The sequence below is a fragment of the Myxococcales bacterium genome (assembly GCA_012517325.1).
Lineage (GTDB): Bacteria > Lernaellota > Lernaellaia > Lernaellales > Lernaellaceae > JAAYVF01.
This window is the reverse complement of the sequence record JAAYVF010000025.1, coordinates 26230-50921: the sequence shown is the minus strand read 5'-3', so window position 1 is coordinate 50921 and position 24692 is coordinate 26230. Positions and strand designations below refer to the sequence as shown.

Below are 24692 nucleotides of genomic sequence, written 5' to 3'. Positions count from 1 at the left end.
GACGAACTGAGGCTGATCACCGGGTTCTTCGCGCTCTTTACGTCCCAGCATGGGGTAACCCCTTTGATTGCATTAACATGGCCCGCGGTCTGGATGCCGCTTTTCGGTAGCCTATGCGGACCAAATTGTCAAGTTCGGTCGGTTCGGCGGTCACTTGATCAGCAAATCCGCCAACCGGGTCAACTCGTCCTCGGTATAGTAAAAAATCTCGATCGATCCCTTTTGCTTGCCGCCCGTCAGCCGGACTTTCGTGCCCAGCCGCACCTTCAAATCCTCCGCCAAATGGTGGTGCGGATGGACCCGTTCCGGCTTCGGCAGCTTGCCGTTCTTCATCCGGCGCAGCGCCCGCGCCGCGGTTTTCACCAGCGCCTCGGTTTCGCGCACCGAAAGCTGCCGCGCCAGCACTTCCTGGGCCACGGCCAGTTTTTCGTCGTCGCGGTCCAGCGCCAAAAGCGCCCGCGCGTGGCCCGGCGTCAATTCGCCCGTCGCCAGGTAGGCGCGGATCAACTCCGGCAGGGCCAGCAACCGCAGGGTGTTGGCGACGTGCGCCCGGCTGCGGCCGACCCGTTCGCCGATCTGTTCCTGCGTCAGGCTGAAGACGTCGATCAGCTGCTGGTACGCCTCGGCCTCGTCCAGCACGTTGAGATCCTCGCGCATCAGGTTTTCGACCAGCGAGAGGATGCCGAGCCCCTCCTCGCCGGCGTCGATCACGTGGCACGGCACTTCCCGCAGACCGGCCAGCTTGGCCGCGCGCAGCCGCCGCTCGCCGGCGATCAGCTCGTAGTCGGCGTCCTCGGCGTGGTGGCGGCGCACCGCCAGCGGCTGCAACACGCCGTCGCGCTTCACGCTGGCGGCGAGCGCCTGCAGGGCGACGTCGTCGAAGCGCTGCCGCGGCTGGTAGCGATTGGGCTTGATGCGGTCGACGGCTACCTGCAACACGTTGCCGCCGGCGCGCGCCTCGACCGCCGGGCGGGCCCGCGTCGGATCCACCAGGGCGTCGAAACCGCGGCCCAGGGCGCGCTTTTTATCCGTCATGGCCGCTCGCTCCTTCCGCTGGCGCCGTTTCCGCCGCCGGCCAGCGTTGCAGCAGTTCGCGGCTCAGGTCCAGGTAGGCGCCCGCGCCGCTCGAACGGATGTCGTGCAGAAAAACCGGGATGCCGTGGCTCGGCGCTTCCGCCAGCCGGACGCTGCGCGGAATCACCGCCTCGAACACCAGGTCGGGAAAATATTTTTTGACCTCGTCGGCCACCTGGCGCGACAGGTTGGTGCGGGCGTCGAACATGGTCAGCACAATGCCCATCGGCCGCAGGCGCGGATTCAGGCCCTCGCGGATCGCGGCGATGGTTTCGAGGAGTTGCGACAGGCCTTCCATCGCGTAGTATTCGCATTGCAACGGCACGAGTACGCCGTCGGCGGCGACGAAGGCGTTGAGCGTCAGGCGGCCGAGGCTCGGCGGGCAGTCGATCAGCACGAAATCGTAGTCGGCCGCGAAGGGGCGCAGCTTATCGGCCAGCGCGTATTCCCACTCGGGTTTTTCGCCCAGCTCGATTTCCGCGCCGGTCAGATCGCGCCCGGCCGGCAGCAAATGCAGGTTTTTGATCGCCGTGGGCACCACCGCGTCGGCAATCGGGAAACCGTTGATCAGGATGTGATAGACGTGGTGGGCGAGTTCGGCGCGGTTGACGCCCAGGCCGCTGGTGGTGTTGCCTTGCGGATCGAAATCGACCAGCAGCACCTTGCGGGCCGCCATGGCCAGCGCCGACGCCAGGTTGATCGCGGTCGTGGTCTTGCCCACGCCGCCTTTTTGATTGGCGATGGCGAGTATCCCGCCCAAGCGAGTCCCCCGTTAGTCGGCGATTGCCGGCCGCCCCGCGCGGCCATCCGCAAAGCAGAAAAGAAAGCCATTCATAAAGGGCTTCCTTGTAGCATTTCCGCCGGCCTTTCACAAGGCCGAAATGAATGGTCATTCATTCCGGCGAACGACCAGCAGGCGCCGCCGGCCGTGCTCGCCGGGCAGCCGGTAATCGACGGTTTCCGCGACCCGGTAGCCATCCGGTAAAACCGTTTCTTGTCGAGTGGTTACGAAAAATACCCAAGTGCCGCCGGGCCGCAGCAAATGGGCGAACCGGTCGATCAACATCGCCGGCTCGGCGACCGCCTTGGCGCCGACGAACGCGAATCGTTCGGCCAGCATCTCGGCCCGCGCGGCAGCGACGCGGACGTTGGCCAACCCCATGGCGTGGGCGGCCTGCATTAAAAAGGAACTTTTTTTGGTGACGCTTTCGCTGCAGGTCACCCGAACGTCGGGCCGCAAGGCGGCGACCACCAGGCCCGGCGAACCGGCGCCCGAGCCGATATCGAGCAAATCGCTTTCCGGCGGCAGCAGGCGCGCCAGCGGCAAGGCGTCGAGCAGATGCACCGCCACTGCGTCGGCCGGCTCGGTGATCCGCGTCAGGTTGGTGGTGCGGTTCCATTTGAGCAGCAGCTCGTACCAGGCCGTAAAACAGTCCTCGGCCGCGGCGGGCAATCCGCCCGGAACGCCGATTTCGCGATAGGCGGCGGCGAACGATTTCGCCTGGCGTTTGGCTCGGTTTGGTTTGTGGGTCATGACCGGCCCACTATGAACAACATTCTCGCGCGGGTAAAGATGCCGGGGTTAAAACCACGATGAAACGCGAATAAACCAAAAACAGCCATTGTTTTCCCATTCGCGTTCATTCGCGGTTCCGATTCTGTCTTAATATGAAAAAAGAGTGTTGGTGTGCCACGTCTTTCTCCCGCGGAACGCGGGAAAAAGGCGTGGTTTTTAACCGCGAATGAACCCAAGTCGAAACGCTTTGTAGAGCCTCTGCGTCGATTCGTGGTGCGAGGCGGTAAATCCTCGCTTGCATTCCGCGTCGGTTGCTGCACATTAACCGCCATGTTGCCCGACCGTCGCGATACCATTGCCGCGTTGGCCACGGCCCGGGGCCGGGCCGGGGTGGCGATCGTGCGCCTTTCGGGTCCGGACGCGCTGGCGATCGGGCGCAAATTCTTCCGGCCGCACACGCCGGCGCACACCCCGCCGCCCCGGCAAATGGTGCTCGGAACGGTGCTCGACGGCGAAAAACAGCCGCTCGACGAGGCGCTGTTCGTCTATTTTCCAGCGAAATCCAGTTATACGGCCGAACCGGTGGTGGAGTTCCATTTGCACGGCAGCCCGGTTGTGGTCGAAACCCTGCTGGCGGCGCTGACCGCCCATGGCGGCCGGATCGCCGAACCCGGCGAATACACCCGCCGCGCCTTTCTGGGCGGGCGCCTCGATTTGTCGCAGGCCGAGGCCGTAGCGGAATTGATCGAAGCGCGCAGCCTCGCCGCGGCGCGCGCGGCGCGGCGTCGCCTGACCGGCGCGTTGTCCGAGCGCGTCGGCCGAATCCGCGATCGGCTGACCGAGGCCCTGGCCCTGGCCGAGGCGGAAATCGATTTCCCCGACGAGGATATCGGCCCGCTCGACCGGCGCGAGATGCTCGCGGCGATCGCCGCCGCCGACGCGGGCGTCGCGGCGCTGCTGGCCGGGCATCAGCGGGCGCGCACGCTGGCGCAAGGGGCGGTGGTGGCGTTGGCCGGCAGGCCCAACGCGGGCAAATCGAGCCTGTTCAACCGGCTGGCCGGCGCGCGCCGGGCGCTGGTGCACGAAACGGCCGGAACGACGCGCGACCCGATCGAGGCCGAGGTCGTCATCGAGGGTCTGCCACTGCGGCTCGTCGACACCGCCGGCCTGCGGCAGACCGAACACGACGTCGAGCGCGCGGGCGTGGCCTGGGCGCGCGAAACCATCGCCGCCGCCGATCTGGCGATCTATCTCATCGACGGCGCGGTGGGCGTCACCGCCGACGACCGGCAATGGCTGGCCGAGTTCGCCGCCGTGCCCCGGCTGGTGGTCTGGAACAAGCTCGATCTGGCGGCGCCCGACGCCTCGTTCGCCGGCCTCGGCGACCTGGCCGTCAGCGCCAAGGAAGGCACGAACGGGGAAGAACTGCGCCGGCGACTGGTCCAATTGCTCGGCGCGGACGGCGCCGACAACGAAGCGCTCCTTGCCGCCGTACGGCACCGCAATCTGGCGGAAAAGGCGCGGCTGAATCTCGCGGCGGCGCGCGATCTGGCGACGGCCGGCGACAAATCCGAACTGGCGGCGCTGGAACTGCGCGAGGCCGCCGCCGCGCTCGGCGAAATCATCGGCGAAACCACGCCCGACCAGGTGCTCGATACGATCTTCGCGCGGTTCTGCGTAGGAAAGTGAATGAATAATGCGGAATGCGGAATGGCGAATGCGGAATAAAAAACCACCCTTGAAATAGAATCGTTATGCGTCCGATCTTCACTTCCCCGATAAAATCGCCAGATCCCAAACGCCCCAATTCGGCCGGGTTACGGTCGGCAGATCCGCTTGATTCCAGCGACCATGAACGCGGTAGGCGACCATTCCCCGTAGCGGAACGGAATTCTGGGTGAGATTATAACCGGCGGCCCAGACAACGCCGTCGGCGCCCATTTGCGCCGAAACAATGACTCGATTCCAGAAACCGCCGTCCTCTCTCCAGGAACGGCCGTCCAGGTTGTAAATAACGGAATAGTAAATCCAGACTTTCATCGCTTCGTAGCCGAAAACGAAACCGCTCCCGGGCCGGTTCGTCGCCACCGCCGACAACGCCGGACTCGACGAGATTGCGGCGGGAAAACGCGCCGCGAAATGCCAGGTTCCACCTTGATAAATCAGCGGCAAATTGTAGGAGATCGGCGGAAAAACCAGGGTGCCGGCCGCGAGACCCCAATCGGCGCCGGCAAAGGCCAGTTGAGTGATCCAGATACTGGGCAAGGCCAATTCGGTCACCCACTGCCCGGCCGACTCGTCGTAACGCACAATGACGGAAGTAACCGGCCAATTATCCATGTTGATGAGCACGGCCCGGATCGTGCCGGCGGCGTCGACCGGCCGGGTCAGATAGCCGGACGGCAATTGCGACGTGTCGCTCTCCTGCCAGAGCCCGTCGCGATAACGGTAAACGACCGGAAAGTAGTCCGCGCCGTAACCGAAAACCCAATCGGCGTCGGCGGTCGCCAGTACGCCGAAGATGGTCACGCCCGTCACGGTTTCCCCGTACTCCTCGTCGACCGTCCAGGCCTGGCCGTCGAAGCGCAGCAGCGTTTGCCCGTCGGCCGCGAGGCCGTGCCGCGGCGTTTCGACGGACAGGTATTGCAGCGAACCCATCGTGACCGGCGGTTCGACGACCTCCCAGGTTTCGTTTTGGTAGTGCAGAAAAAAACCGCCTGTTTCGGCGGATTGGTGACGCAGGTCGCGGGTGCCGCAAACCGCCCAGAGATGCGCGGGCGGCGGCGGATCGGGTTCGCCGTCGTCGAACGACGGACCGTCGTCGTTGCCGTACTCGCCGTGGTCGCCTTTGGCGTCGCGATCGCGATCGTCGTCATCGCCGGTTTGAGCCTGCCCCGGATTCGATCCGGGGTCGGCGGGCGCGGTCGCCTCGTCGCCGACCGACGATGTCTCGTCTTGATCCGGAGCGGAATCGCCGTCGCAACCGAGGTCGAAAAACAGGAGCGCCAGCCCGACGGTCCAGAACAATAATCGCGGATAATTCCACCTTGCTTTCATTTCCCGCCTCTTGGACAAACAAAGCCTTCGATCCGACGCAGTGAGAGCAATATATTGAATAGAATGGAAAAAGCAAATATCTTACCGGCCGGCGGCGCCGGGGGGCTTTATCCAACTCTATTCTTCAAGTAATGCTATTTTGCCTAGTCTGATTTTTTCTCTTGTTTTTTCAAACTAGTTAGACTTAAAATCCGGCCGCTCGACCCGGGAGATCGCCTGGTGCAACGGGTACTCAAGGGTCTTCATCGGCAAGGAGAAGTCGGACGATGTCCATTCAACCGAAAGTCGCGCGGCTCGTCGCCGCGTTCGTTTTGCTCGCCGGACTCGCCCTGGGTTGCGGCAGCGGTTATGAGGTGACCGAGGGCGGCGAGGATCCGACGGATCTGGGCAAAACCATCGGAACGCTGACCGGCGTCATTCAATACGAAGGCGAGGCTTACGGCACGCGGTTGGTCGTCGGGCTGATCGACGAATGGCCGATGACCGCCCCGCCGATCCGCTACTACGAGGTACCGAACTTCGACGGCGTCTTTCCGGTGCAGTACGAATTCGACCTCGACCAGTACGTCGAAGGCAAATCCTTCTACCTGGCGGCGTTTCTGGACGTCGATCAGAACGACGTCAACCTGATGATGAACTCGGAAGTGGATCCGATGGACTTGCCCGACGAGGGCGAGGCCATGACCACCATTCAAGCCGGGGTCAATGTGCGCAATTTCGTGCTGCTCGACCCCGAGGACGTCGATTTTTGGTGGCTCGACGACGACACCGATGAATAGGGCTCAATGAGATAGAACGAGGAAAAGGAGTCGGACGATGAAATTGAAAATTTGGTTGTTCATTCTGTTGACGGCGATCGCCGGCCTCGCGGCCCTGACCGTGGCCTGCTCGGGCGACGACGACGACAACGACAACGACGACAACGGCGATCCCTGGGCCGACTATCCGGCCACCCTCAGCGGCACCCTTTATTACGATGGCGACGCGGCCACCGCGAAATCCAAGGTGATGATCGCCATCAACGACGTCTGGCCGATGACCGCCGCGCCGCTCTACTACGTCTACATCGATATCCCGGAAACCGGGTTTCCCTTCGATTTCACGGTCGGTGTGGACCGCACGGGCACCTATTACGTGCTGGCGATCATCGACGTCGACCCCGAAGATCGCGTCGGCATGACGCCGGGCCTCGACCCGATGGCCATTCCGACCGCGGCGACGACGATCGTGGCGGGCGACAACCCCGGCATCGATCTGACGTTTCTGGATCCGGACGAACTCGGCGACGACGACAACGACGACAACGACAACGATGACAACGACGACAACGACGACGACACGGCGGCGAAAACCGGCATTCACGGCACGCTGACCTACGCGGGCTCGGCGACGGGCGCGCAGGTGGTTTTCGGCTTTTGGAAAGGCCTGCCGATGATGGCCCCCGATCACAGCGCGAAGGTGGACGTGCCCGGGACCGGTTTCCCGTTCGATTACGAAATCGAAACGGATTTCACCGGCGACTGGCGCATCGTGGCGTTCCTCGACACCAATCCGAACGACGGCGAGAGCATCAATTTTTCGGTGGACCCGAACAACTGGGCCATGAACGTGCCCTTTACCACGATCACCTCCGGTCAATTGACCACGGTGGACGTGACGCTGGTCGATCCGTGATCGACCGCTGACGACAAACGAATCAGACAATCAGGGGGTGCCACGGTCTTGAACCCGAATAATCGCGGGTTCATGGCCGTGCTCATCTGACAACCGGAATCTCTCGCACGGCCATCGATCTTGGTCGATCGAAGACCGTGGCACCCTTTGAAAAAACAATTTTGCACGGCCTTATATCCTGACGGGGTTTGAAATTGAATCGTGGCGTTGGATCGATCTGGCTGGCGATTCTGGCTCTGAGCCTGCTGTTCGCTTTTTCGCTCGGCGCGGCTATTGACGCTCGAGCCGAGGAGGACGATTCCGACACGACGCCGGAACCGGGCGCGGACGAAGCTGAAGCGGCCGTTCCGGTCTACCGCGCCGGCGACGAGGTCGTCGTGACCGGCACGCGCACCAAGCACGCCCTCTCCGACGCGCCCGTCGCCACCAGCATCGTCACCCAGGAGGAAATGGAAAAATCCGGCGCGGTCGACGCCGGCGACGCGCTGGAAACGGTGCCGGGGGTGTTCGTCGACGATTACGAGCAGTCCGGCCGCGGCGGCCCGGGCTCGGGCATCAATCTGCAGGGCCTGCCCACCGACCGCATTCTGGTGTTGATCGACGGCCAACGCCTGCCCTGGACGATGCGCGCGCCCGACCTGGAGTTGATTCCCTCGCAACTCATCCGGCGGATCGAGGTCGTCAAAGGGCCCAGCAGTTCGCTCTACGGCTCCGACGCGATCGGCGGCGTCATCAACATCCTGACCCGCGATCCCTCGACCGAACCCAAGGGCGAACTTAATTTGTGGGGCGGCAGTTTCAACACGTTTGGCGGCAACGCGTTTCACAGCTGGGGCGCGGGGCCGGTCGGCTGGGTGGCCAATTTCAACCGCGAGCAATCCGGCGGCTGGATCGACGCCAACGCCGCGCGGCCGATCGTCGAAATCGGCGAGGGCGTCGTGGACACCAAACCCGAGCCCAACAACGACGGCCATCCCTACGAAACCAACGACCTGTTCGGCAAGGTGCGCGTGCAGTCGGGATCGTACCTGACCTGGACCGCCGAATCGCGCTATCACTGGGAAGACAACCAGTTCAGCGACACCGACGACGGCAACGTCAGCGACGATAAAACCCAGTTGTCCGGCCAGGTGCGCGGCGAATTGTCGGCCGGCCGCTTCGGCCTGAGCGGCATGGCCGCCTACTTCCACCGGACGTTCCGCTACCGCGAATATTCGACGACCTACACCTACAACCCGTTTCCGCCGCCCGAGTTCATCCGCGGTCTCGTCAACAAGGGCAACACCACCCGCGGCGACGAGTACAACGGCGAACTGGCCGGCAACGGCGCCCTGACCGACTGGAACCTGCTCTCCGGCGGCCTTTCCTGGCGGCACGAGCGTATCGACTATTCGGCGTTCGAGGAAAGCAGCCTGGTCGATTCGCGCCAGGCCTACAACGCTTATCAGACCGTGCTTTCGGCCTTCGCGCAGGACGAGATGTTTTTCTTCGACCGCGTCTGGTCGCTGGTGCCGGGTGTGCGGGTGGACAACCATCCCGAATGGGGCACGACGGTCAACCCGAAGTTTTCGACGCTGGTCAAACTGCCGGGCAACCACGCCTTCCGGGCCAGCATCGGCCGCGCCTTCCGCGAGCCGACCCTTTCGCAACTCTACCGGCCGATTTTCCGTCATACCGGCTATTTCCTGCGCGGCAACGAGGATCTCAAACCCGAAGCCGCCGTCGGTTGGAACGCCGAGATCGAACAGCTTTTCGGCAAGTTCGCCCACGCCTCGGTCGGCTATTTCCAATACGAACTGCAGGACATGATCTACCAGCAGATCATCGCCGACAATTACCTGGCCGGCTTCCCGCTGATGACCTGCGTCAACCTCAAGCGGGCGCGGATCATCGGCGGCGAAACCGCGCTCACCCTGTTTCCCATCGACTACGTGCGCTGGTCGCTCAACTACACCTACACCAGGACCTTCGACCTGGACGAGGACACGTCGCTCGGCACGGTGCCGGAACACAACGCCGCCTCGCAATTGTTCGTCGATTACACGCCTTGGGGCCTGGGCGGCTTCGTCGGCGCCCAGTACCAGTCGCCGCGCGATTACATCGGCATGGGCGGGCTCTGGTACAAGGCCAAATACCGCTGGCAGACCAACGCCCGCGTCTACAAAACCCTCGGCAAACACGTCGAACTGGGCTTCCGGGTCGACAACTGGCTCGGCTATTGGTGGGACCGCGAGGGCGACGGCGACAACGACCTGCCGCCGACCGGTTACTACGGCGAGTTAAAGCTTTCGCTTTAATCCGCCGGCGCGGTGGCCGCCTTCGCCCGTGAAATCATTTTTTGCACGTCCGCGCCCGCGTTGATCGCGAGCAACTCCATCCGCGGGTGCTCCCGGGCGAAAACGCGGAAAATCTCGTCCGCGAACGCCTGGCCGATCATCTCAACGCCTGCAAAATCGAACACGATCGTCTGAAACAATTCGAGCCGCGCGAGCAGCCGCTTGGCTTGCGAACGGGAGATCAGGTTTTCGTCGCCTTCGCGCGCCAGCCTGACGGGAACGCTCGTTTTATCAAAGCCGTAATCGCTTCCGGTGGTGAAGGCGTCGAAAATCTCCCGCGTCGTGCGGACGCTATGGTTACTGAGTTGGAGATAAACCGCGGTTCCCTGTCTCCATTGATCCGGTTCCATAATCCAATCCCTCTTCTCGCCGAACTGATGGCGAAAAACAACATTACCTGAAAAAATGCCGAACTCGTCGAACAGCCGACTGGTAAAAAAGATCCCTTCACCGGAGTGCCGCTTGGCGTCCGTCGTCAGTTTTCCCTTGGACAGCTCCAAAACGGCATGCCGTTCATCCAATAGGCCTAATGCGTTCTGTATCTTTTTGAAAATTCCGATGCCGTCATCCAAAACCAAAATCCGAATCGCCGCCGCCCCTTTTTCAATGTTCACCGTGATGCTTTGTCCATTGGAGTGTTCAATCGCATTGTTGAACATTTCCGTGAAGCCATATTGCCAGATGTCGATGACATTGGCGGGCAATGGTTCGAAATGCGGCTTGATATCATGAAACCAGACCGCGCCCTCTTCCAAACCCGGCGCGATCGGATAGATTTTGGTCCATTGAGCAAGCGATGCCGGTCGATAGGTGCGATTCCGCGTTCGGCCGGATTCGACCAGTGCCCCTTCGGCCAGCAATCGTTTCAGATGCTTATTGACCGCTTGCCGGGTAATACCGAATTTCTCGGCCGTGCGCCGCGCAATATCCCGCGGATGCTTTTCGACGTTTTCCAGGATATAGGTCCGGATCTCCTCGCCATGTACCCTGACTCCGACCATTTAACAACCCCAGAAATGTTGTTTGTCAACCTTATATAAATTAATTGTCAATTGATGTCAAACCATTGTCAACCTCTTTGAAAAAATCACGCCTTCGTCCAAAACCATTCTGAACCGCACTTCAAATTTGATCTTCGTTTTTTTCCGGCGTACACTCCGCACGATTTACCGAAAATCAGCCGCTGAAAAACAAGTTGACCGCGAGGAACCATGGAACAGCAACCCGCCGTCGAAACCGGAATCGTCGCCGACGAGAATCAGACCTGTCTGAGCTTCTTTCAGAAGTTCACCTACGCGCTCGGCCAGTTGTCGGTCTCCCTGTCGCCGGCGTTGATCGCCTCGTGGCTGATCTATTTCTACACCGGTCGGGACAGCGCCTCGGGCTCGACGCTGATGCTCGTTTCGGCCGGCGCGATGTCGATGGGCGGCCTGATTCCGCGCCTGCTCGAGGCCTTCGCCGAGCCGACGGTCGGCCACCTGTCGGACAAGTATTCCTTCCGCTGGGGGCGTCGCAAGCCGTGGATCATCTTCGGCACACCGCTGCTCATGCTGTTTTCGATGGTCATTTTCTTCCCGCCCGACCGCACCGGCCCGGGCACGACGTGGTTCAGCGTCGCCGGGGTGGAGTTCACGCCGAATTTCGTCTGGCTGCTGGTGACGCACACGGGTTTCTGGATCATGTACACGGCGGTCGTGGCGCCGTACCTTTCGCTGCTGCCGGAAATCACTCCTTACAACAACGAGCGCATCAAGGTTTCGGAATACATGGCGTATTCCGACGTGCTCGGCTCGGTGCTGGGCGCGGTGGGCGTCGGCGCGATGATCACGGTGTTCGCCTCGGGGCTGACCCTCGGCCCGATCCGGCTGGACAACTCGTTCGAGGTCACCGGCCTGTTGATGGGCATTTTCTTCGCGTTCACCTTCTATTTGAGCATCTGGAAAATCAAGGAAAAGCCGGCCGCGGAGATCAAGCAGGTTCACTTCGGCTTCCTGGAATCGGTGGTCCAGTCGTTTAAAAACCCGACTTTCCCCACGTACGTCACCGCCTCGGCGGCGATCCGCATGTCGGTCGACGTGATCATGGCCTCGCTGCCCTTCCTGGTCGACAAGATTCTCGGGCTCGATCCGGGTTACGCGGGCTACCTCCAGGGCGTGGTGCTGATCGGCGCGGCGCTGATGTTCCCCTTCGTGTCGCGGATGGCGACCAAGCGCGGCAAAAAGCACGTCTTCAACCTGAGCATGGTCTGGTTCGGGTTCTGCCTGCTCCTGCTGGCCCTGACGCGCCACTTCCCGTTCCTGGGCTATCCGATTTCGTGGATCGCCTCGTTGTTCGGCGCGTCGATGTCCTTTACCTACATCGGCTTCGCGCACGCCATCGTCGTGCTGTTCCTCTGCGCCTTCGCGGTGAGCGTGATCTTCGTGCTGCAACGGCCGGTGCTGACCGACGTCATCGACTGGGACGAAAAGCTGACCGGCTACCGCCGCGAGGCGATGTACAACGGCATGGAAGGCCTGATCTCCAAGCCGGCCTCGGGCATCGCCTACTTCATCGTGCCGCTGATGAACGATTGGTGGGGTGCCACGCCGGACCGCCCGTACGGCGTGCTGGCCTCGCTGGTCGTGGCGGCGGCCATCATGTTCCTGGGGTACGTCACCTTCCGGCACTACCCCATCGAAAAATAGCATCGACCCGTCAGATCGAACTGGTTTCGGTTTCTGTGACTCAGAGCTTGAAACAAGTTCAGAGTGACAAGTACCGTGGGCGCCGACCGATCCGTCCTGCCGCACCGGCCGCGCAATCGCTGATTGCCTAACCTCCGTTAAATAAATTATACTTAAATGTTGGAAAAGTATGTCCGCTCGAATCGGACGCCCTAGTGAACGAGGCACGAACCACGAACGGAGACACCGGTGAAGCGTTTCATCCTGATCGGCGTTACCGCAGCGTTTTTGTTGTTCGCCACGCTGGCCCTCGCCGGCCGCCAATGGGTCAAATACGACGGGTCGATCGCCGCACGGCAACCGGCGATTCAAATCCACGACAACTCGGCCGCCGATTTCGCTTTCCGGCTTCACATTCCCGCCTACCAGATCACCGCCCTCGAGCTGGCCGGCGAAACCTGGCAACAGATCGACTTCCCAGGCGCGGCGATGCATTCCACCCCGGGCGAGCCGCAATTGCCGGTTTACACGCGCTGGATCGCGGTGCCGCAGGGCGCGACCCCGAGCGTCACCGTCACGGTCGACGACCGGCGGACGCTCAAGGGCGTCCGTCATCTGCCGGCGCAGATTCCGCCGACCGACTGCGCGGGCGAACCGGACCCGGATTTCTCTTACGACGAGGGATGTTACGACAGCAAGGCCTTGTTCCCGGGCCGGCTGTATTCCGTGGAAGGCCCGTTCACGTTGCGCGGTCTGCGGCTGATCCGCCTCGATCTGTATCCGGTGCAGTACAACCCGGTCGACCGGGAAGCCGAGCTGCTCAACGACCTGGAGGTCAAAATCCAATTCGCCGGCGGCAAGGGCGTCTTTTTCAGCGACCGCCGCGGCGACGCCTTCCAAAGCCTGTACGACACGGCGATGAATCACCAGGCCTTCGCCAACGAACCGCGCCCGGCGTTGACGGGCAAGAGCCCGACCGGCGCGGAATTCGTCATCCTCAGCGCGCCGCACCTGGTCGACGCGGCGCAGGATCTGGCCGACTGGAAAATCCTGCAGGGCTATGACATCGAGGTTTACACCACCGACGACTCCGGCCTCACCTGCAGCGAAGTGAAGGCGTGGGTGCAGGAGGCTTACGACACCTGGGATCCGGCGCCGGAATTCATTCTCTTCTTCGGCGACTCCGAATTCATCAATCCCTGCTATCAGGTTTACGATTACGGCGAGTACATCGGCTCGGACATCCACTTCGTGCAGGTGGACGGCGGCGACGTCTGGCCCGACATCGCCGGCGCGCGCATCAGCGTCGATACGCTGGCCGAGGCACAAAAGCACGTCAACGACATCATCAACTACGAGCGCGATCCGATCGTCAACGACAGCTACTATACCAATGCCTATACCGCGGCCTATTTCCAGCCGGCTTTCGACGGCTACGAGGAGCGGCGTTTCCTGCGGACCACCGAGGAAGTGTATCAGTGGTTCAACCACGTCATGCCCGACAGCCCGTTCACGGCGCACCGCATCTATACCACCGACTCGTACTACTCGCCGCTTTATTGGGAACAGACCTATTACAACTGGACGCCCAGTTGGTGGTCGGCGACCGGCTACGACTCGGTCAACATTCCGCCGGACCTGCTGCGGGCCAACGGCTTCGCCTGGGATGGCGACGCGGCGGACATCACGGCCGCGGTCAACGCCGGCACGGTGTTCCTCACCCACCGCGACCACGGCGAGGAAATCGGCTGGTCCGATCCGTCCTACTACCTGAGCGACGTGCAGGCGCTGGCCAACGGCGACCTGCAGCCGGTGGTCTGGTCGGTCAACTGCCTGACCGGCTATTTCGACAACGAGACCGCCGGCGCTTCCCATTCCGAGTGCTTCACCGAGGGTTGGGAACGCAATCCCAACGGCGGTTCGGTGGGCATCATCGGCTCGACCCGCGTCAGCTACTCCGGTCGCAACGACCGCATGTTCTGGGCCTGGCTGGATTCCATGTGGCCGGACTTCGAACCCGACTGGCCGATCTCGGGCCCCAATGACCCCGAATGGCGCATGGGCATCGTCCTGACCTACGGCAAGATCTACCTCGACCATTACTATTCCGGCGATCCCTACGAGATCCCCGCCATCACCGAGTTCCACTGGTTCGGCGATCCGACCATGGAAATGTGGGCGGGCGTCCCCGGCACGCTGACCGTCTCGCACCTGCCGCTGATGCCGATGGGCGCCACCGGCTTCGACGTGGAGGTCGACGCCGACGGTGCGCGCGTCGCCCTGGTGCAAAACGGCCTGATTCTGGGCAAGGGCTACAGCAGCGGCGGCACGGCGCACATCGCCTTTGACGGACCCGTCACCGACATCGCCGACGTGCACCTGACGATCACCCGCCATTCCTACCGTCCCTACGAAACCGACATCCTGGTCGGGGCGATTTCCGACGGCATCGTGCGCCTGGATCATCACGTTTACGTGGAAAACAGCACCGTCCAGGTTTCGCTGTCCGACATCGACCTGACCGGTCTGGGCACCTTCGTGCTGCACATCGACAGCGATACCGAATCAGCCGGCGAGGACGTGACCTGCACCGAACTCGAAGTGGCGGGCGATCCGACCGGCTCGTTCTTCGGTGAAATCGACCTGACCGCCGAAGCGCCGGGCAAGGGCGACGGCGCGCTGTCGGTCGGCGACGGCGACACCATCACCGTTTACTATCACGACGAGGACACCGGCGCGGGTTCGCCGGCCGATAAAACCGACACCGCCTACGCCGACACCGCGCCCCCGACCTTCGCCGGGATCGCCAATGCCGTGGGCGGCGATCACCGGGTGACCTTGTCGTGGGCGGCCGCGACCGACCTGACCCCGCCGATCACCTACCAGATTTACCGGGCCGAAACGAGCGGCGGCCAGTCCTTCGCCGTGCCGCTCGCCACGGTGTCGAACACCACCTACCTGGACGCCAACCTGCCGAACCTCGTCGAATATTTCTACGTGGTGCGCGCCACCGACTCGCTCGGCCACCAGGATGCCAACACGGTCGAGGCGGCGACCATGACGATCGGCGCGGTGACGATCTGGGAAGAGGATTTCGATCCCGACGGCATTCCGGACACCTGGGATACGGTCAACGGCGGCAGCCTGCTTTACACCTGGAGCGACCAGAATCCGGGCGGCCGGTCCAGCAGCTACTGGAGCGGTTTGTTCGCCATGGCCGATTCCGACAACTCGGGCTCCGGCGCCCCGTGGAACGATTCGCTGACCACCGAAACCATCGATTGCACCGGCTATACCGACGTGCGGCTGCTGCTGACCCACGAATTCAACTGGGTCAGCGGCTACGGCGACGATTCGGCATCGATCGAAATTTCCAACGACGACGGCGCCACCTGGAACAGCGTGGCCTACTGGAATACCGTCGACCGCAGCGGATTGGAAGATTTACCGGTCGGCGACTGGGCCGACAATCAGGCGAGCGTCAAATTCCGCTTCACCTACACCGGTAATTACGATTACTGGTGGGGCATCGACAACCTGGAACTGGTCGGCATGGCCTCCACCGACGCGCCGACCGTCAGCGACATTACCGCCGACGTCACGACCGGCGAGGTGCCGCTGGCGGTGAAGTTCGCCGCGCAGACCAGCGGCCTGGTTTCGTCCTACGAGTGGGATTTCGGCGACGGCCAGACCTCCACCGAGGCCCAACCGACCCATACCTACGAGGCCGTCGGCGTCTATTCGGTGTCGGTGACGATCGAAAACGTCTATGGCTCCGATACGCTGACCAAGGATGATTTCATCACCGCCGAATGCACCGCGCCCACGGTCGATTTCTCGGCCGACCAGACCGCCGGCGAGGCCCCGCTGGCCGTGCAATTCAGCGATCTTTCCACCTACCTGACCGGCTGCGAACCGCTGCAGGTCGAATGGGACTTCGGCGACGGCGAAACCAGCGACGCCGCCCAGCCGGCGCACACTTACGCGGCCGCCGGCACGTACACCGTCAGCCTGACCTACACCATGCAGGACGGCGGCGCGGCGTACACCGAAACCAAGGACGGCTACATCACGGTCGAATGCGGCGCGCCGGTCGCTGCTTTCTCGGCGGACGTCACCGCGGGCGAAGCGCCGCTGACGGTGCAGTTCACCGACGAATCCGTCGCCGCCGCCGGTTGCGACATCACCGGTTGGGAATGGTCGTACGGCCCCGAAGGCGGCGACCAGACGACCGTCGACGAGCAGAATCCGTCGATCACCTTCAAGAAGGCGGGCGTCTATCAGGTTTCGCTGACGGTCACCAACGCCGCCGGCAGCGACGAGGAAACCAAAACCGCCTACATCACCGTCACCGAACCCGGCGACGACGACACCATCGCGGACGACGATGACGACAACGACGACGCGTTCAACGACCAGACCGACGACGACAACGACGACGATTCCGGCTGCGGCTGCTGATCCGCCCGCTTGCCACTTCCCACGGGCGTCTCATCCGAGGCGCCCGTGATTTTTTAAACGGCCGCTCCCCTTTCTCCCCTTTCCCTTTGCCCGCGGCGATGGAACAATACTTACGCCATGAAAAACGCCCTTTACCCATTGCTGATGCTGGCGCTTTTACTCGGCGCCTGCGGAACCGGCGCCGATTCGGCCGCTGACGATGACGACAACGACGACGCTTCACCGGCTGGCGACGACGACAACGACGATGACAACGACAACGACGACAACGATGACGATACCGCGCCGCCGGCTCTCGAGTGGGTGTCGTGCAACGAGTTCTATCCGCTCGAATATCGCGTGCTGATTCCGCCCGACACCGCCTGCGGCACGGTCGCAGCCCCGGTCGATTGGGAAAACGACGACGGCCGGCGGCTGGCGGTGCGTTTCGCCGTCGTGCCGGCGGCGGATGCCGCGGCAACGGACGTGTTGGCGGTGCATCTGGGCGGCCCCGATCCGAACCTGCGCAACGTCATTCTGCTCGGCCTGTGGCCGGAGGGTTTTCTGAACGTCGAACTGCGCGAAAACTTCACCCTGCTGTTCGTCGAGTCGCGCGGTTCGTCGCTGTCGTCCACGCCGCTGGTCTGCCCGGATGACGTGCTCGGCCGGCCGTACGCCGATCCGGACGAATACCGCGCCCTCGTGCGCGAGTGCCTCGAAGGGCTGCCGACCGACGTTTCCCCGGCGCGGCTGTCCACCGCCGCCGCGGCGCGGGATTTCGCGCGGGTGCGGGCGGCGCTCGGGTTGGACACGATCAAACTGTACGGCAACAGTTACGGAACGCGGCTGTTTCTCGAGTACCTGCGGCTGGACGACGCTCACGTGGCGGCCTACCTGTTCGACTCGCTGCTCGCCCCGCAGGGAACCGGACGACACGACCTCGACCGCATCCTGAAAACCCTGGCCGCCGACTGCGACGCCGTCGCGGACTGCCCTTACTCGTCGGGCGCCGCGCTGTGGGCGGCCACCGACGAATTCATCAACGGCCCCGCCGCCGCCGGTGCGCCGACCGGCCGCGAAATCACCATGGACCTATTTCACCTGGGTGACGAGCCGCGTTTTCTGGCCCGCTGGCCGATGGTGCTCGCGGCGGGCGCGGCGGACGATTGGGCCGCGATGAAGGCTTGGCACCAGGAGGCGCTGATCCTGCGCGAGCCGCCCACGGAACTGGGCACCGACGGCGAAACGCTGGTGTTCGATCCGTATTCCGACAACACGATGTGCCTCGATTTTCCCGGCTGGAACGTTTTTTCCGACACCACCTTTGTCCTGTCGCAACTCAGTCCCCCTTACATTCCGCTGGACCAGATTGAGTGGATGACCGCGATCGACTGCGAGGAACTGGCCCGGCTTGACGACGCGCCGCCGCAAGTCGACCGAACGCCGGTGGCGACGGCCTTGCCCGGACTGCTGATCGCGCCGCGTCTCGACCAGGCCACGCCGTGGACCGGCGCCGCTCAGGCCGTCGCCGCGGGGTTGTCGGGCGGCTACGTGGTGCCGGTCAACGCCGATCACGCCGTGCTCTTCGACCTGGGCGGCCGCGAGTCCGGCGTCCCGCTCGCCGATCAACAATGCCTCCGGCAACTGGCGGTCGACTGGCTCCGCGAGCCGTTCGACCCGTTTTCCCGACCCTGCGTGCAAACCCTGGCCGCGCCTTTGCCGATCGAAAATTGGTGACGGTGACCGGAAAAATTCCTTCCGGAAACAAAGCGATACGCTTCGTTGCGCGAGCGGCTTGACCTCCCGCCCGGGATTTGGGATTGTATTTTGGTTGTGCAATTGCCTTTTTTCTCAAATTTAAGGATCAATCCGGAGGCGAGGCGAAAATGAAACTGATGGGTAAATGGCGGATTTTATTGCTGGTCGCGCTCTTGGCCCTGGGCGGCCTGGCCATTCTGGCCGCGTGCTCCAGCGACGATGACGACGACGACAACGACACGTCCGCGGCGGACGACGACAACGACGCTTCCCCGGCCGATGATGATGACGACAATGACGATGCTTCGCCGGCCGACGACGATGACGACGACAACGACGATAACGACGACACGACCCCGACCGGCGACCCCTGGGTGGACGGCGGCTTCAACGAGGAAACATGGGAACCGTGCACCGGCGCGCTTTGCCAACAATTCGTTTACGCGTCGGTCCACGACGTCTTCTCGATTTCGCAAGCCAGCGATCCGATGACCGGCACGATGCACCAGTTGTTCGGCTGGCAGTTGGCCGGCGACACCGTGGCGGGCGACTACGACCTGACGATCGAAACCGGCGGCAAGGCTGAGACCCTGACCACTTTCGTTCTGCTTTACGTCAACGCCAAGCAACAGGGCCTGACGATGGTCTACGACGCGCTGTACATCTCGACCGGCGGCACGATGCACGTCACCGAGATCGGCAAAACGAACGGCGCGGCCTTCACCGCCAGCCTGGAAGACGTGGAATTCACCGAGGCTTCTATCAACGGCAGTTACGTGACGATCAATCCGGACGGCAAGACCGGTTTCATCGGCTCGGTCGACGCCAGCGGCAGCATCATGGTGATGCCTCTCTAAAATTCGATCAACCGATCAACGCCTCCCGCCTGGGGGGCGTTTTTCTTTTCTCGGGGGTAAAAAAGCCCCGAAACGGACTATATCTGGTGGTTTTCGGGGCTTGGAGCACCAGATATCCGCATCCGCCGGATCCGGCGCCGGCGAATGACGAGTCCAAGTCCGGATTTTTGAAGTGAAAACGCCTTGACAAGAGCACTTGAATTATCTAAGAAACACCACTCATTCCCAATGCGAACAAGCCCCGGATTTCGCGCGGGCAAAAAGTCGCGACCGTGGGATACGCTAAACGAGGTGAAGAATGAAACGAACTTTTCAACCCAGCAATCTCCGCCGGGTGCGGAAACACGGCTTTCGGGCCCGCATGGCTTCCGCGGCGGGCCGGCAGGTATTGAAGCGCCGCCGCGCCAAGGGCCGCAAGCGGTTGGCCGCGACGATTCCGAGCAAATAAGGACAGGGCGGGCGACGCGGCGGACATTGACCAAACGGGATCGCCTGCTCGGCCGGCGGGATTTTGCCCGCGTCACCGGGCAGGGTCGCCGATTCCGGACCGACGGCTTGATTCTCATCGAATGCCCGACCACCGCCGTCGGACCGCGGCTCGGCCTGGTCGTGAGCCGCAAGGTCGGCAAGGCGGTCCGCCGCAACCGGATCAAACGGCTGTTGCGCGAATATTTTCGCTTGCACCGCGATCGCTTTTCGGCCGATCGCGACCTCGTGGTGGTCGTCCGACCGGAAAACCGCCTGCGGCGGTTGGCCGATCTGGATTCCGTTTTCGCCCCGTATTTTTCGCGCCATGCCGGCCAAAGCCCGCTTTGAACGCGATGGCAACCGAACCGCTCGTCCTTCGTTGGTTGACGCGCCTGAGCGCGGGGATGATCCGCTTTTACCAGCGGGCCATCAGCCCCTATCTCGGGAACAACTGCCGGTACCGGCCGACGTGTTCGCAATACGCGCTGGAGGCGCTCCAGATTCACGGCCTGATCCGCGGCTGGGGTTTGGCGCTCTGGCGACTGTTACGCTGCCATCCCTTCGCTCGTGGGGGTGATGACCCGGTGCCTCCCGCGCGCCAGTAAAGGAGCGGAATGGACCGCAATTTTATTATCGCCATGTTGCTGATGGTGGCGGTGTTGTTTGCCTGGCAGATGCTCTTCGCCCCGCAACCGAAACCGCAGCAAGACCTGACGCCCACCGGCGAACAAGCGGCCGCGACCTCGCCGACTCCCGCCGCAACTCCGGCGGCCATGCCGCCGGCGACCCAGACTCCGCCGCCCTTGCCGGCGCCGCCGACTCCGCCGGCCGAAGCGACCGCGGCGGCCGAACCGGCGACTGGCGAAACCGCGGCTCCCGTCGCGCCGGCCCCGCCCCCCGTCGAACCCACGCAGGGCAAGGTGGCGACGCCCCTGGTCAGCGGCGTGATCGCCAACCGCGACGGCGGCAGTCTGCTGGATTGGGAACTGCTGAACTTCAACCTCACCACCGCCGATAAAAAACTGGCCGCCGCCGAACGGAAAAAGGTCGACCTGGCGCCCTACGAGCGGCCGCTGATCAAAAAGAAGGTCAAACCCCGCCCCTACTCCGATCAACCGCAACTGGTCTGCGCTCTGAACGACATGGCCGGCCTGGACGGCACCGGCTTGTGGCGGGTCGATCAGCAGGCGCCCGACCATTGGGTGCTGTCGCAAAGCAGCGGCGCCCTGACCGTCACCAAAACCGTGCGCTTTTCCATCCAGGGCACGCAGCCCCAGGATCTGCCCTACAACGTCGACGTCGAAATGCAGATCGCCAACGCCTCGAACCAACCGGTGACGGTGCAGCCGTTCTGCGCGGTTTACGAGCAGATCATCGAGGACACGTCGAGCTTCTTCTACCGCGACTACAACCAGATGCTGCAGGTCAACAATCTCGAGGGCAGCCTCAAGGCCCAGCACATCTCCAAGGTCAAGCCGGACGACATCGCCGACGCCCCGGCCTTCTGGACCGGCTTCGCCGACAATTACTTCGCCGCCCTCGTCGGCCCCGACCAGGAAACGCTGGCGGTGCAGAACGCGCGGGCCAAGATCCGCGACGTCGGCCAGAACGTCATGGAAGCGCGGTTGCTCGGCGGCGCGCTGACGCTGGGTCCGAACGAGACGAAAAAAGCGGTCTTCAAGGCGTACCTCGGCCCCAAGCAGCGCGAATACATCGCCGCCGGCAACAACGGCCCGAAATACCGCTTCGACAAGTCGATCGACTTCGGCTGGTTCGACATCATCGCCCGCTACCTGATGGTGGCGCTGGTCTACCTGGCGCGCGTGACGGGCAATTACGGCGTCGCGATCCTCATCCTCACCGTGATCATCAAGATTTTCATGTTCCCGCTGCAGCACAAGAGCTTCAAATCGATGAAGCAGATGCAGCAACTGCAGCCCGAAATCGCCAAGCTGCGCGAAAAACTCAAGGACAACAAGGAAAAGCTCAATCAGGAAATGATGGCCTTGTACCGCGCGCACAACGTCAACCCGGCCGGCGGCTGCCTGCCGATGCTGCTGCAACTGCCGATCTTCATCGCGTTCTACCGCGCCCTGGGCTATTCGATCGAACTGCGGCACACGCCGTTCTTCGGCTGGTTGCAGGATCTGTCGGCCCAGGATCCCTACTACGTCACGCCGATCCTCATGGGCGTGACAATGTTCATCTCCCAGAAAATGACGCCGTCCACCGCCGATCCGGCGCAGAATCGGGTCATGATGATGATGCCGATTCTCTTCACCTTCCTCTTCCTGAGCTTCCCGTCCGGCCTGGTGGTGTATTGGCTGACCAACAACATCCTTTCTATCATCCAGCAGGTGATCACCAACAAGTATTTCCTACCGAACCCGATCCCTGCACCCGTCAAGGTGGGAGGAAAAAAACCAAATGACTGACCAGCAGGAAAGCCGCTACGAATTTTCCGGTAAAACCGTCGAGGAGGCGGTGGCCGCCGCGGCGCAGAATTTCGGCGTCGACAAGGATCTGCTCGAGGTGGAGATCCTTTCCCAGCCCGGTTCGCTGACCGCGCTGTTCGGCCGCAAGGTGCGCATCAGCGCCCGGCTCAAGTCCGATCCGCTCGTGGAAGGCCTGAAGTTCGAGCATCCGGCGCGGCCCGTCCGCGCCGGCGGCAACGGCAACGGCTTCGATCCGGTGTCGGCCTTGCGGCACATCGCGACGACGATTCTGCCCGAGGCGGTGGTGGACCAGCACGAAAACGACGACCAGCTCGTGCTGGATATCAAGGGCGACGGCAGCGGCATCTTCATCGGCCGCAAGGGCTCGACCTTGGAAGCGATCCAGTTTTTGATGACGCTGATGGCCCAGAAACAGGGCTGGGAAGGCAAGCGGATTCTGGTCGATTCCGAGCGATACCACGAGCGGCGCATCGACGCCGTTCGCGACAAGTGCCGCCAACTGGCCCAGCGCGCGCTGTCCTCCGGCCGGCCGCAAAGCACCGAGATGCTCGACGCCGCGATGCGCAAGATCGTCCACGCCGAGATCAAAAACTACGGCGAGCTGCGCACCAAGTCGATCGGCAACGGCGACCTCAAGCGCGTCCAGATCTTCGGCAACAACAACCACCCGCCGCGCGACAACGGCCGCGGTCACGATCGCGAACGCCGGCCGCCGCGCGACCGCCAGTAAAGCTCCGTCGTCGAAAAGCGAACGCCGGGCCAATGACCCGGCGTTTTTTTTGACCTTACCTTGTGGCCCAAACCAAAGCGGGAAAGGTTGTTGATACTACCAAATGTCCGTGCCCTTCGAGACACTTCGTTCCTCAGAAGGGACACGGCTTTCTACTACGCAGCGCTGAGGAGGCCTTTGGCCGTCTCACCTTAACCGCCACCCTTCTCGGAGGCCCTGGGCCGTCTCGAAGGGTGCGGATCTCAAACAAGCCGCGGTCGTTGAACGGTTGGTCGCGCCAATCAATAAGACGGCGAGGGTTTTTATTAAAAATCCCCTCTCCCCCGGAACGTGTGGGAGAGGGGTGGCGAAGCCGGGGTGAGGGAGAACTTTATCCGTCGTTCCCGCAGTGGTTTCCGACTGTCGCACGGAACGACGGCGCGATTTTTTCACGCTCGGCGGCTAGCCGCCGATCTTCACCTCGATGCTCTTGGGCTTGCTTTCCTCGCGATACGGCAGCACCAGGGTCAACATGCCCTTGTCCATCGTGGCGTCGATCTTTTCAACGTCGATCTGGTTGCCGATGCTGAAGCTGCGGCAGAACGAGCCGAAGCAGCGCTCCGTGCGCAGGAATTTCGCCCGTTCCGCGTCGCCCGGCGCCTGGCGTTTACCCGAAATGCTGAGGATGCCGTTATCGATGTTGACGGCGATGTCGCTTTTATCCAGGCCCGGCAATTCGACCAGCAGCTTGATCGCCTCTTTTTCTTCGAGCACGTCCACCGCCGGCCGCCAGCAACTCATGTCTTCCTCGGCGGCTTCGCGGTTATTGAAAAAAGGCGCGGTCGACCAACCGCCGCCGGGGTAACGCTCGCTTCGCCCCGCTTCGTCGCGCAAATCCTTGCGAATGATGGTCATGGCCCGATTCCTCCTTTTCCGTTCGTTCGACCGTCCATGGAAAACAACCCGTCCGCTCGTGCTGTCTGAAAAGTAAGCACCGCCCCGCGCCTGTCAATCGACCGCGCCGCGGGTCCGGTCCGCGATCAATTTTCTTGACATGTCGCGAGAATCAGTTAGGTTTTTAACGAGAATGCGGGGGATGTCCGTTACCATGAAAATACGGCGAAAAGTTCCGAGCGTGTGGTGCGCTCTTTGCCTGGCGGTTCTGACCGGCCTGTTGTTCGGCTGCGCCAAACAATTCGAGGTGCTGAGCGAACGCGAAATCGATCGCCTGCCCGTCATCATTCAACTCGGCGGCTCGGTGCCCGGCTTCCAAACGGGCGATACCCTGCTGGCCCTGGTGCCGGCGATTTACAGCAAAACTAGCCATAGCCGCGGCCTGGCCGAAGTGATCGCCGTCTACAACCAGACCAAAAAACAATGGCAGTCGCTGGGCGAGGGCAACCCCTGGCAACTGCGCTCGCTCGATTACAAATTCGCCACCATCGATTCGCTGAACCTGTCGGGCATCCTCCTGCCGGGCAACCTGGGGCGCCGCGAACCGGTGAACGACCGGCTCAACAAGGCCATCTGGGTTCGCACTTGCCATACGGGTTCGTCCCTGATCATCGAGGTCGCCTTCGGCACCGAACCCCTGACGGTTCGCAAAATCCAGTACCAGCCGTCGGTGGACGGCCTAACCGTCGAACTCGAAAAAGGCTCGCTGTTGCAAGTTCGGGAAAAGTGA

At 62.6% G+C, this 24692-nt stretch carries 19 protein-coding genes and 1 pseudogene; 14 read left to right on the top strand and 6 right to left on the bottom strand.

Annotation, left to right across the window (positions count from 1 at the left end):
• Nucleotides 1-150: 150 nt before the first annotated feature.
• From GX444_05015 to rsmG, 3 genes are all read right to left on the bottom strand, one after another.
• Nucleotides 151-1035 (bottom strand): ParB/RepB/Spo0J family partition protein, encoded by an 885-nt coding sequence (locus GX444_05015; protein NLH47949.1) that lies wholly within the window; start codon nt 1033-1035, stop codon nt 151-153.
• On the bottom strand, nt 1025-1834 hold the full coding sequence (locus GX444_05010) for a ParA family protein (GenBank protein NLH47948.1): 810 nt from the start codon (nt 1832-1834) through the stop codon (nt 1025-1027). Before GX444_05010 ends, GX444_05015 begins: the two co-directional genes overlap by 11 nt.
• A gap of 129 nt (nt 1835-1963) precedes the next feature.
• A complete protein-coding gene (rsmG, locus tag GX444_05005) occupies nt 1964-2608 on the bottom strand; it encodes a 16S rRNA (guanine(527)-N(7))-methyltransferase RsmG (GenBank protein ID NLH47947.1) in 645 nt (214 codons plus the stop codon).
• Between the two features lie 312 nt (nt 2609-2920).
• On the opposite strand from rsmG, the gene mnmE reads away from it, so the two are divergent.
• A complete protein-coding gene (gene mnmE / locus GX444_05000; protein ID NLH47946.1) occupies nt 2921-4279 on the top strand; it encodes a tRNA uridine-5-carboxymethylaminomethyl(34) synthesis GTPase MnmE in 1359 nt (452 codons plus the stop codon).
• 78 nt (nt 4280-4357) lie between these two features.
• Here mnmE and GX444_04995 read toward each other — a convergent pair whose 3' ends face one another.
• Complete coding sequence (locus GX444_04995) at nt 4358-5647, bottom strand: hypothetical protein (GenBank protein NLH47945.1); 1290 nt, start codon at nt 5645-5647, stop codon at nt 4358-4360.
• Nucleotides 5648-5913: 266 nt separating this feature from the next.
• On the opposite strand from GX444_04995, the gene GX444_04990 reads away from it, so the two are divergent.
• The 3 genes from GX444_04990 (at nt 5914) to GX444_04980 (ending at nt 9618) form a co-directional block, all read left to right on the top strand.
• Nucleotides 5914-6426 carry a hypothetical protein gene (locus GX444_04990; protein NLH47944.1) on the top strand — a complete coding sequence of 171 codons (513 nt, stop codon included), beginning with the start codon at nt 5914-5916 and terminating at the stop codon, nt 6424-6426.
• A 37-nt stretch (nt 6427-6463) separates the two neighbouring features.
• The gene (locus tag GX444_04985; GenBank protein NLH47943.1) at nt 6464-7321 is read left to right on the top strand and encodes a hypothetical protein; all 858 of its coding nucleotides are present in this window, start codon (nt 6464-6466) and stop codon (nt 7319-7321) included.
• A 194-nt stretch (nt 7322-7515) separates the two neighbouring features.
• The gene (locus GX444_04980) at nt 7516-9618 is read left to right on the top strand and encodes a TonB-dependent receptor (protein ID NLH47942.1); all 2103 of its coding nucleotides are present in this window, start codon (nt 7516-7518) and stop codon (nt 9616-9618) included.
• On the opposite strand, the gene GX444_04975 is transcribed toward GX444_04980, so the two are convergent.
• A complete protein-coding gene (locus GX444_04975; GenBank protein ID NLH47941.1) occupies nt 9615-10658 on the bottom strand; it encodes a DUF4325 domain-containing protein in 1044 nt (347 codons plus the stop codon). The genes GX444_04980 and GX444_04975 overlap by 4 nt on opposite strands.
• A gap of 210 nt (nt 10659-10868) precedes the next feature.
• On the opposite strand from GX444_04975, the gene GX444_04970 reads away from it, so the two are divergent.
• From GX444_04970 to GX444_04930, 9 genes and pseudogenes are all read left to right on the top strand, one after another.
• Nucleotides 10869-12341 (top strand): MFS transporter, encoded by a 1473-nt coding sequence (locus tag GX444_04970; protein NLH47940.1) that lies wholly within the window; start codon nt 10869-10871, stop codon nt 12339-12341.
• Nucleotides 12342-12569: 228 nt separating this feature from the next.
• Entirely contained in the window at nt 12570-16781 is a 4212-nt protein-coding gene (locus tag GX444_04965; GenBank protein ID NLH47939.1) for a PKD domain-containing protein, read from the top strand.
• Between the two features lie 117 nt (nt 16782-16898).
• Entirely contained in the window at nt 16899-18497 is a 1599-nt protein-coding gene (locus GX444_04960; protein ID NLH47938.1) for an alpha/beta hydrolase, read from the top strand.
• A 158-nt stretch (nt 18498-18655) separates the two neighbouring features.
• Nucleotides 18656-18868: pseudogene (locus GX444_04955) on the top strand (hypothetical protein).
• Nucleotides 18869-19673: 805 nt separating this feature from the next.
• Nucleotides 19674-19823, top strand: coding sequence for a 50S ribosomal protein L34 (rpmH, locus tag GX444_04950; GenBank protein NLH47937.1), 150 nt, complete (start codon nt 19674-19676; stop codon nt 19821-19823).
• Nucleotides 19763-20191, top strand: coding sequence for a ribonuclease P protein component (rnpA, locus tag GX444_04945; protein NLH47936.1), 429 nt, complete (start codon nt 19763-19765; stop codon nt 20189-20191). The genes rpmH and rnpA overlap by 61 nt, the downstream gene beginning before the upstream one ends.
• 5 nt (nt 20192-20196) lie before the next feature.
• A complete protein-coding gene (yidD, locus tag GX444_04940) occupies nt 20197-20448 on the top strand; it encodes a membrane protein insertion efficiency factor YidD (GenBank protein ID NLH47935.1) in 252 nt (83 codons plus the stop codon).
• Between the two features lie 9 nt (nt 20449-20457).
• Nucleotides 20458-22278, top strand: coding sequence for a membrane protein insertase YidC (gene yidC, locus GX444_04935; GenBank protein NLH47934.1), 1821 nt, complete (start codon nt 20458-20460; stop codon nt 22276-22278).
• Entirely contained in the window at nt 22271-23029 is a 759-nt protein-coding gene (locus GX444_04930) for a KH domain-containing protein (protein NLH47933.1), read from the top strand. The genes yidC and GX444_04930 overlap by 8 nt, the downstream gene beginning before the upstream one ends.
• 441 nt (nt 23030-23470) lie before the next feature.
• Here GX444_04930 and GX444_04925 read toward each other — a convergent pair whose 3' ends face one another.
• Nucleotides 23471-23923, bottom strand: coding sequence for an Hsp20/alpha crystallin family protein (locus GX444_04925; protein ID NLH47932.1), 453 nt, complete (start codon nt 23921-23923; stop codon nt 23471-23473).
• 193 nt (nt 23924-24116) lie between these two features.
• Here GX444_04925 and GX444_04920 point away from each other — a divergent pair, with 193 nt between their 5' ends.
• On the top strand, nt 24117-24692 hold the full coding sequence (locus GX444_04920; protein ID NLH47931.1) for a hypothetical protein: 576 nt from the start codon (nt 24117-24119) through the stop codon (nt 24690-24692).

What these genes read in the sequence shown, in the direction of transcription:
- GX444_05015 (NLH47949.1), bottom strand. Translation starts at nt 1,035, where the DNA reads ATGACGGATAAAAAGCGCGCCCTGGGCCGCGGTTTCGACGCCCTGGTG.
- mnmE (NLH47946.1), top strand. Translation starts at nt 2,921, where the DNA reads ATGTTGCCCGACCGTCGCGATACCATTGCCGCGTTGGCCACGGCCCGG.
- rsmG (NLH47947.1), bottom strand. Translation starts at nt 2,608, where the DNA reads ATGACCCACAAACCAAACCGAGCCAAACGCCAGGCGAAATCGTTCGCC.
- GX444_04970 (NLH47940.1), top strand. Translation starts at nt 10,869, where the DNA reads ATGGAACAGCAACCCGCCGTCGAAACCGGAATCGTCGCCGACGAGAAT.
- GX444_04960 (NLH47938.1), top strand. Translation starts at nt 16,899, where the DNA reads ATGAAAAACGCCCTTTACCCATTGCTGATGCTGGCGCTTTTACTCGGC.
- yidC (NLH47934.1), top strand. Translation starts at nt 20,458, where the DNA reads ATGGACCGCAATTTTATTATCGCCATGTTGCTGATGGTGGCGGTGTTG.
- rpmH (NLH47937.1), top strand. Translation starts at nt 19,674, where the DNA reads ATGAAACGAACTTTTCAACCCAGCAATCTCCGCCGGGTGCGGAAACAC.
- GX444_04995 (NLH47945.1), bottom strand. Translation starts at nt 5,647, where the DNA reads ATGAAAGCAAGGTGGAATTATCCGCGATTATTGTTCTGGACCGTCGGG.
- GX444_04975 (NLH47941.1), bottom strand. Translation starts at nt 10,658, where the DNA reads ATGGTCGGAGTCAGGGTACATGGCGAGGAGATCCGGACCTATATCCTG.
- GX444_04920 (NLH47931.1), top strand. Translation starts at nt 24,117, where the DNA reads ATGAAAATACGGCGAAAAGTTCCGAGCGTGTGGTGCGCTCTTTGCCTG.
- GX444_04925 (NLH47932.1), bottom strand. Translation starts at nt 23,923, where the DNA reads ATGACCATCATTCGCAAGGATTTGCGCGACGAAGCGGGGCGAAGCGAG.
- GX444_04930 (NLH47933.1), top strand. Translation starts at nt 22,271, where the DNA reads ATGACTGACCAGCAGGAAAGCCGCTACGAATTTTCCGGTAAAACCGTC.
- GX444_04985 (NLH47943.1), top strand. Translation starts at nt 6,464, where the DNA reads ATGAAATTGAAAATTTGGTTGTTCATTCTGTTGACGGCGATCGCCGGC.
- yidD (NLH47935.1), top strand. Translation starts at nt 20,197, where the DNA reads ATGGCAACCGAACCGCTCGTCCTTCGTTGGTTGACGCGCCTGAGCGCG.
- GX444_04990 (NLH47944.1), top strand. Translation starts at nt 5,914, where the DNA reads ATGTCCATTCAACCGAAAGTCGCGCGGCTCGTCGCCGCGTTCGTTTTG.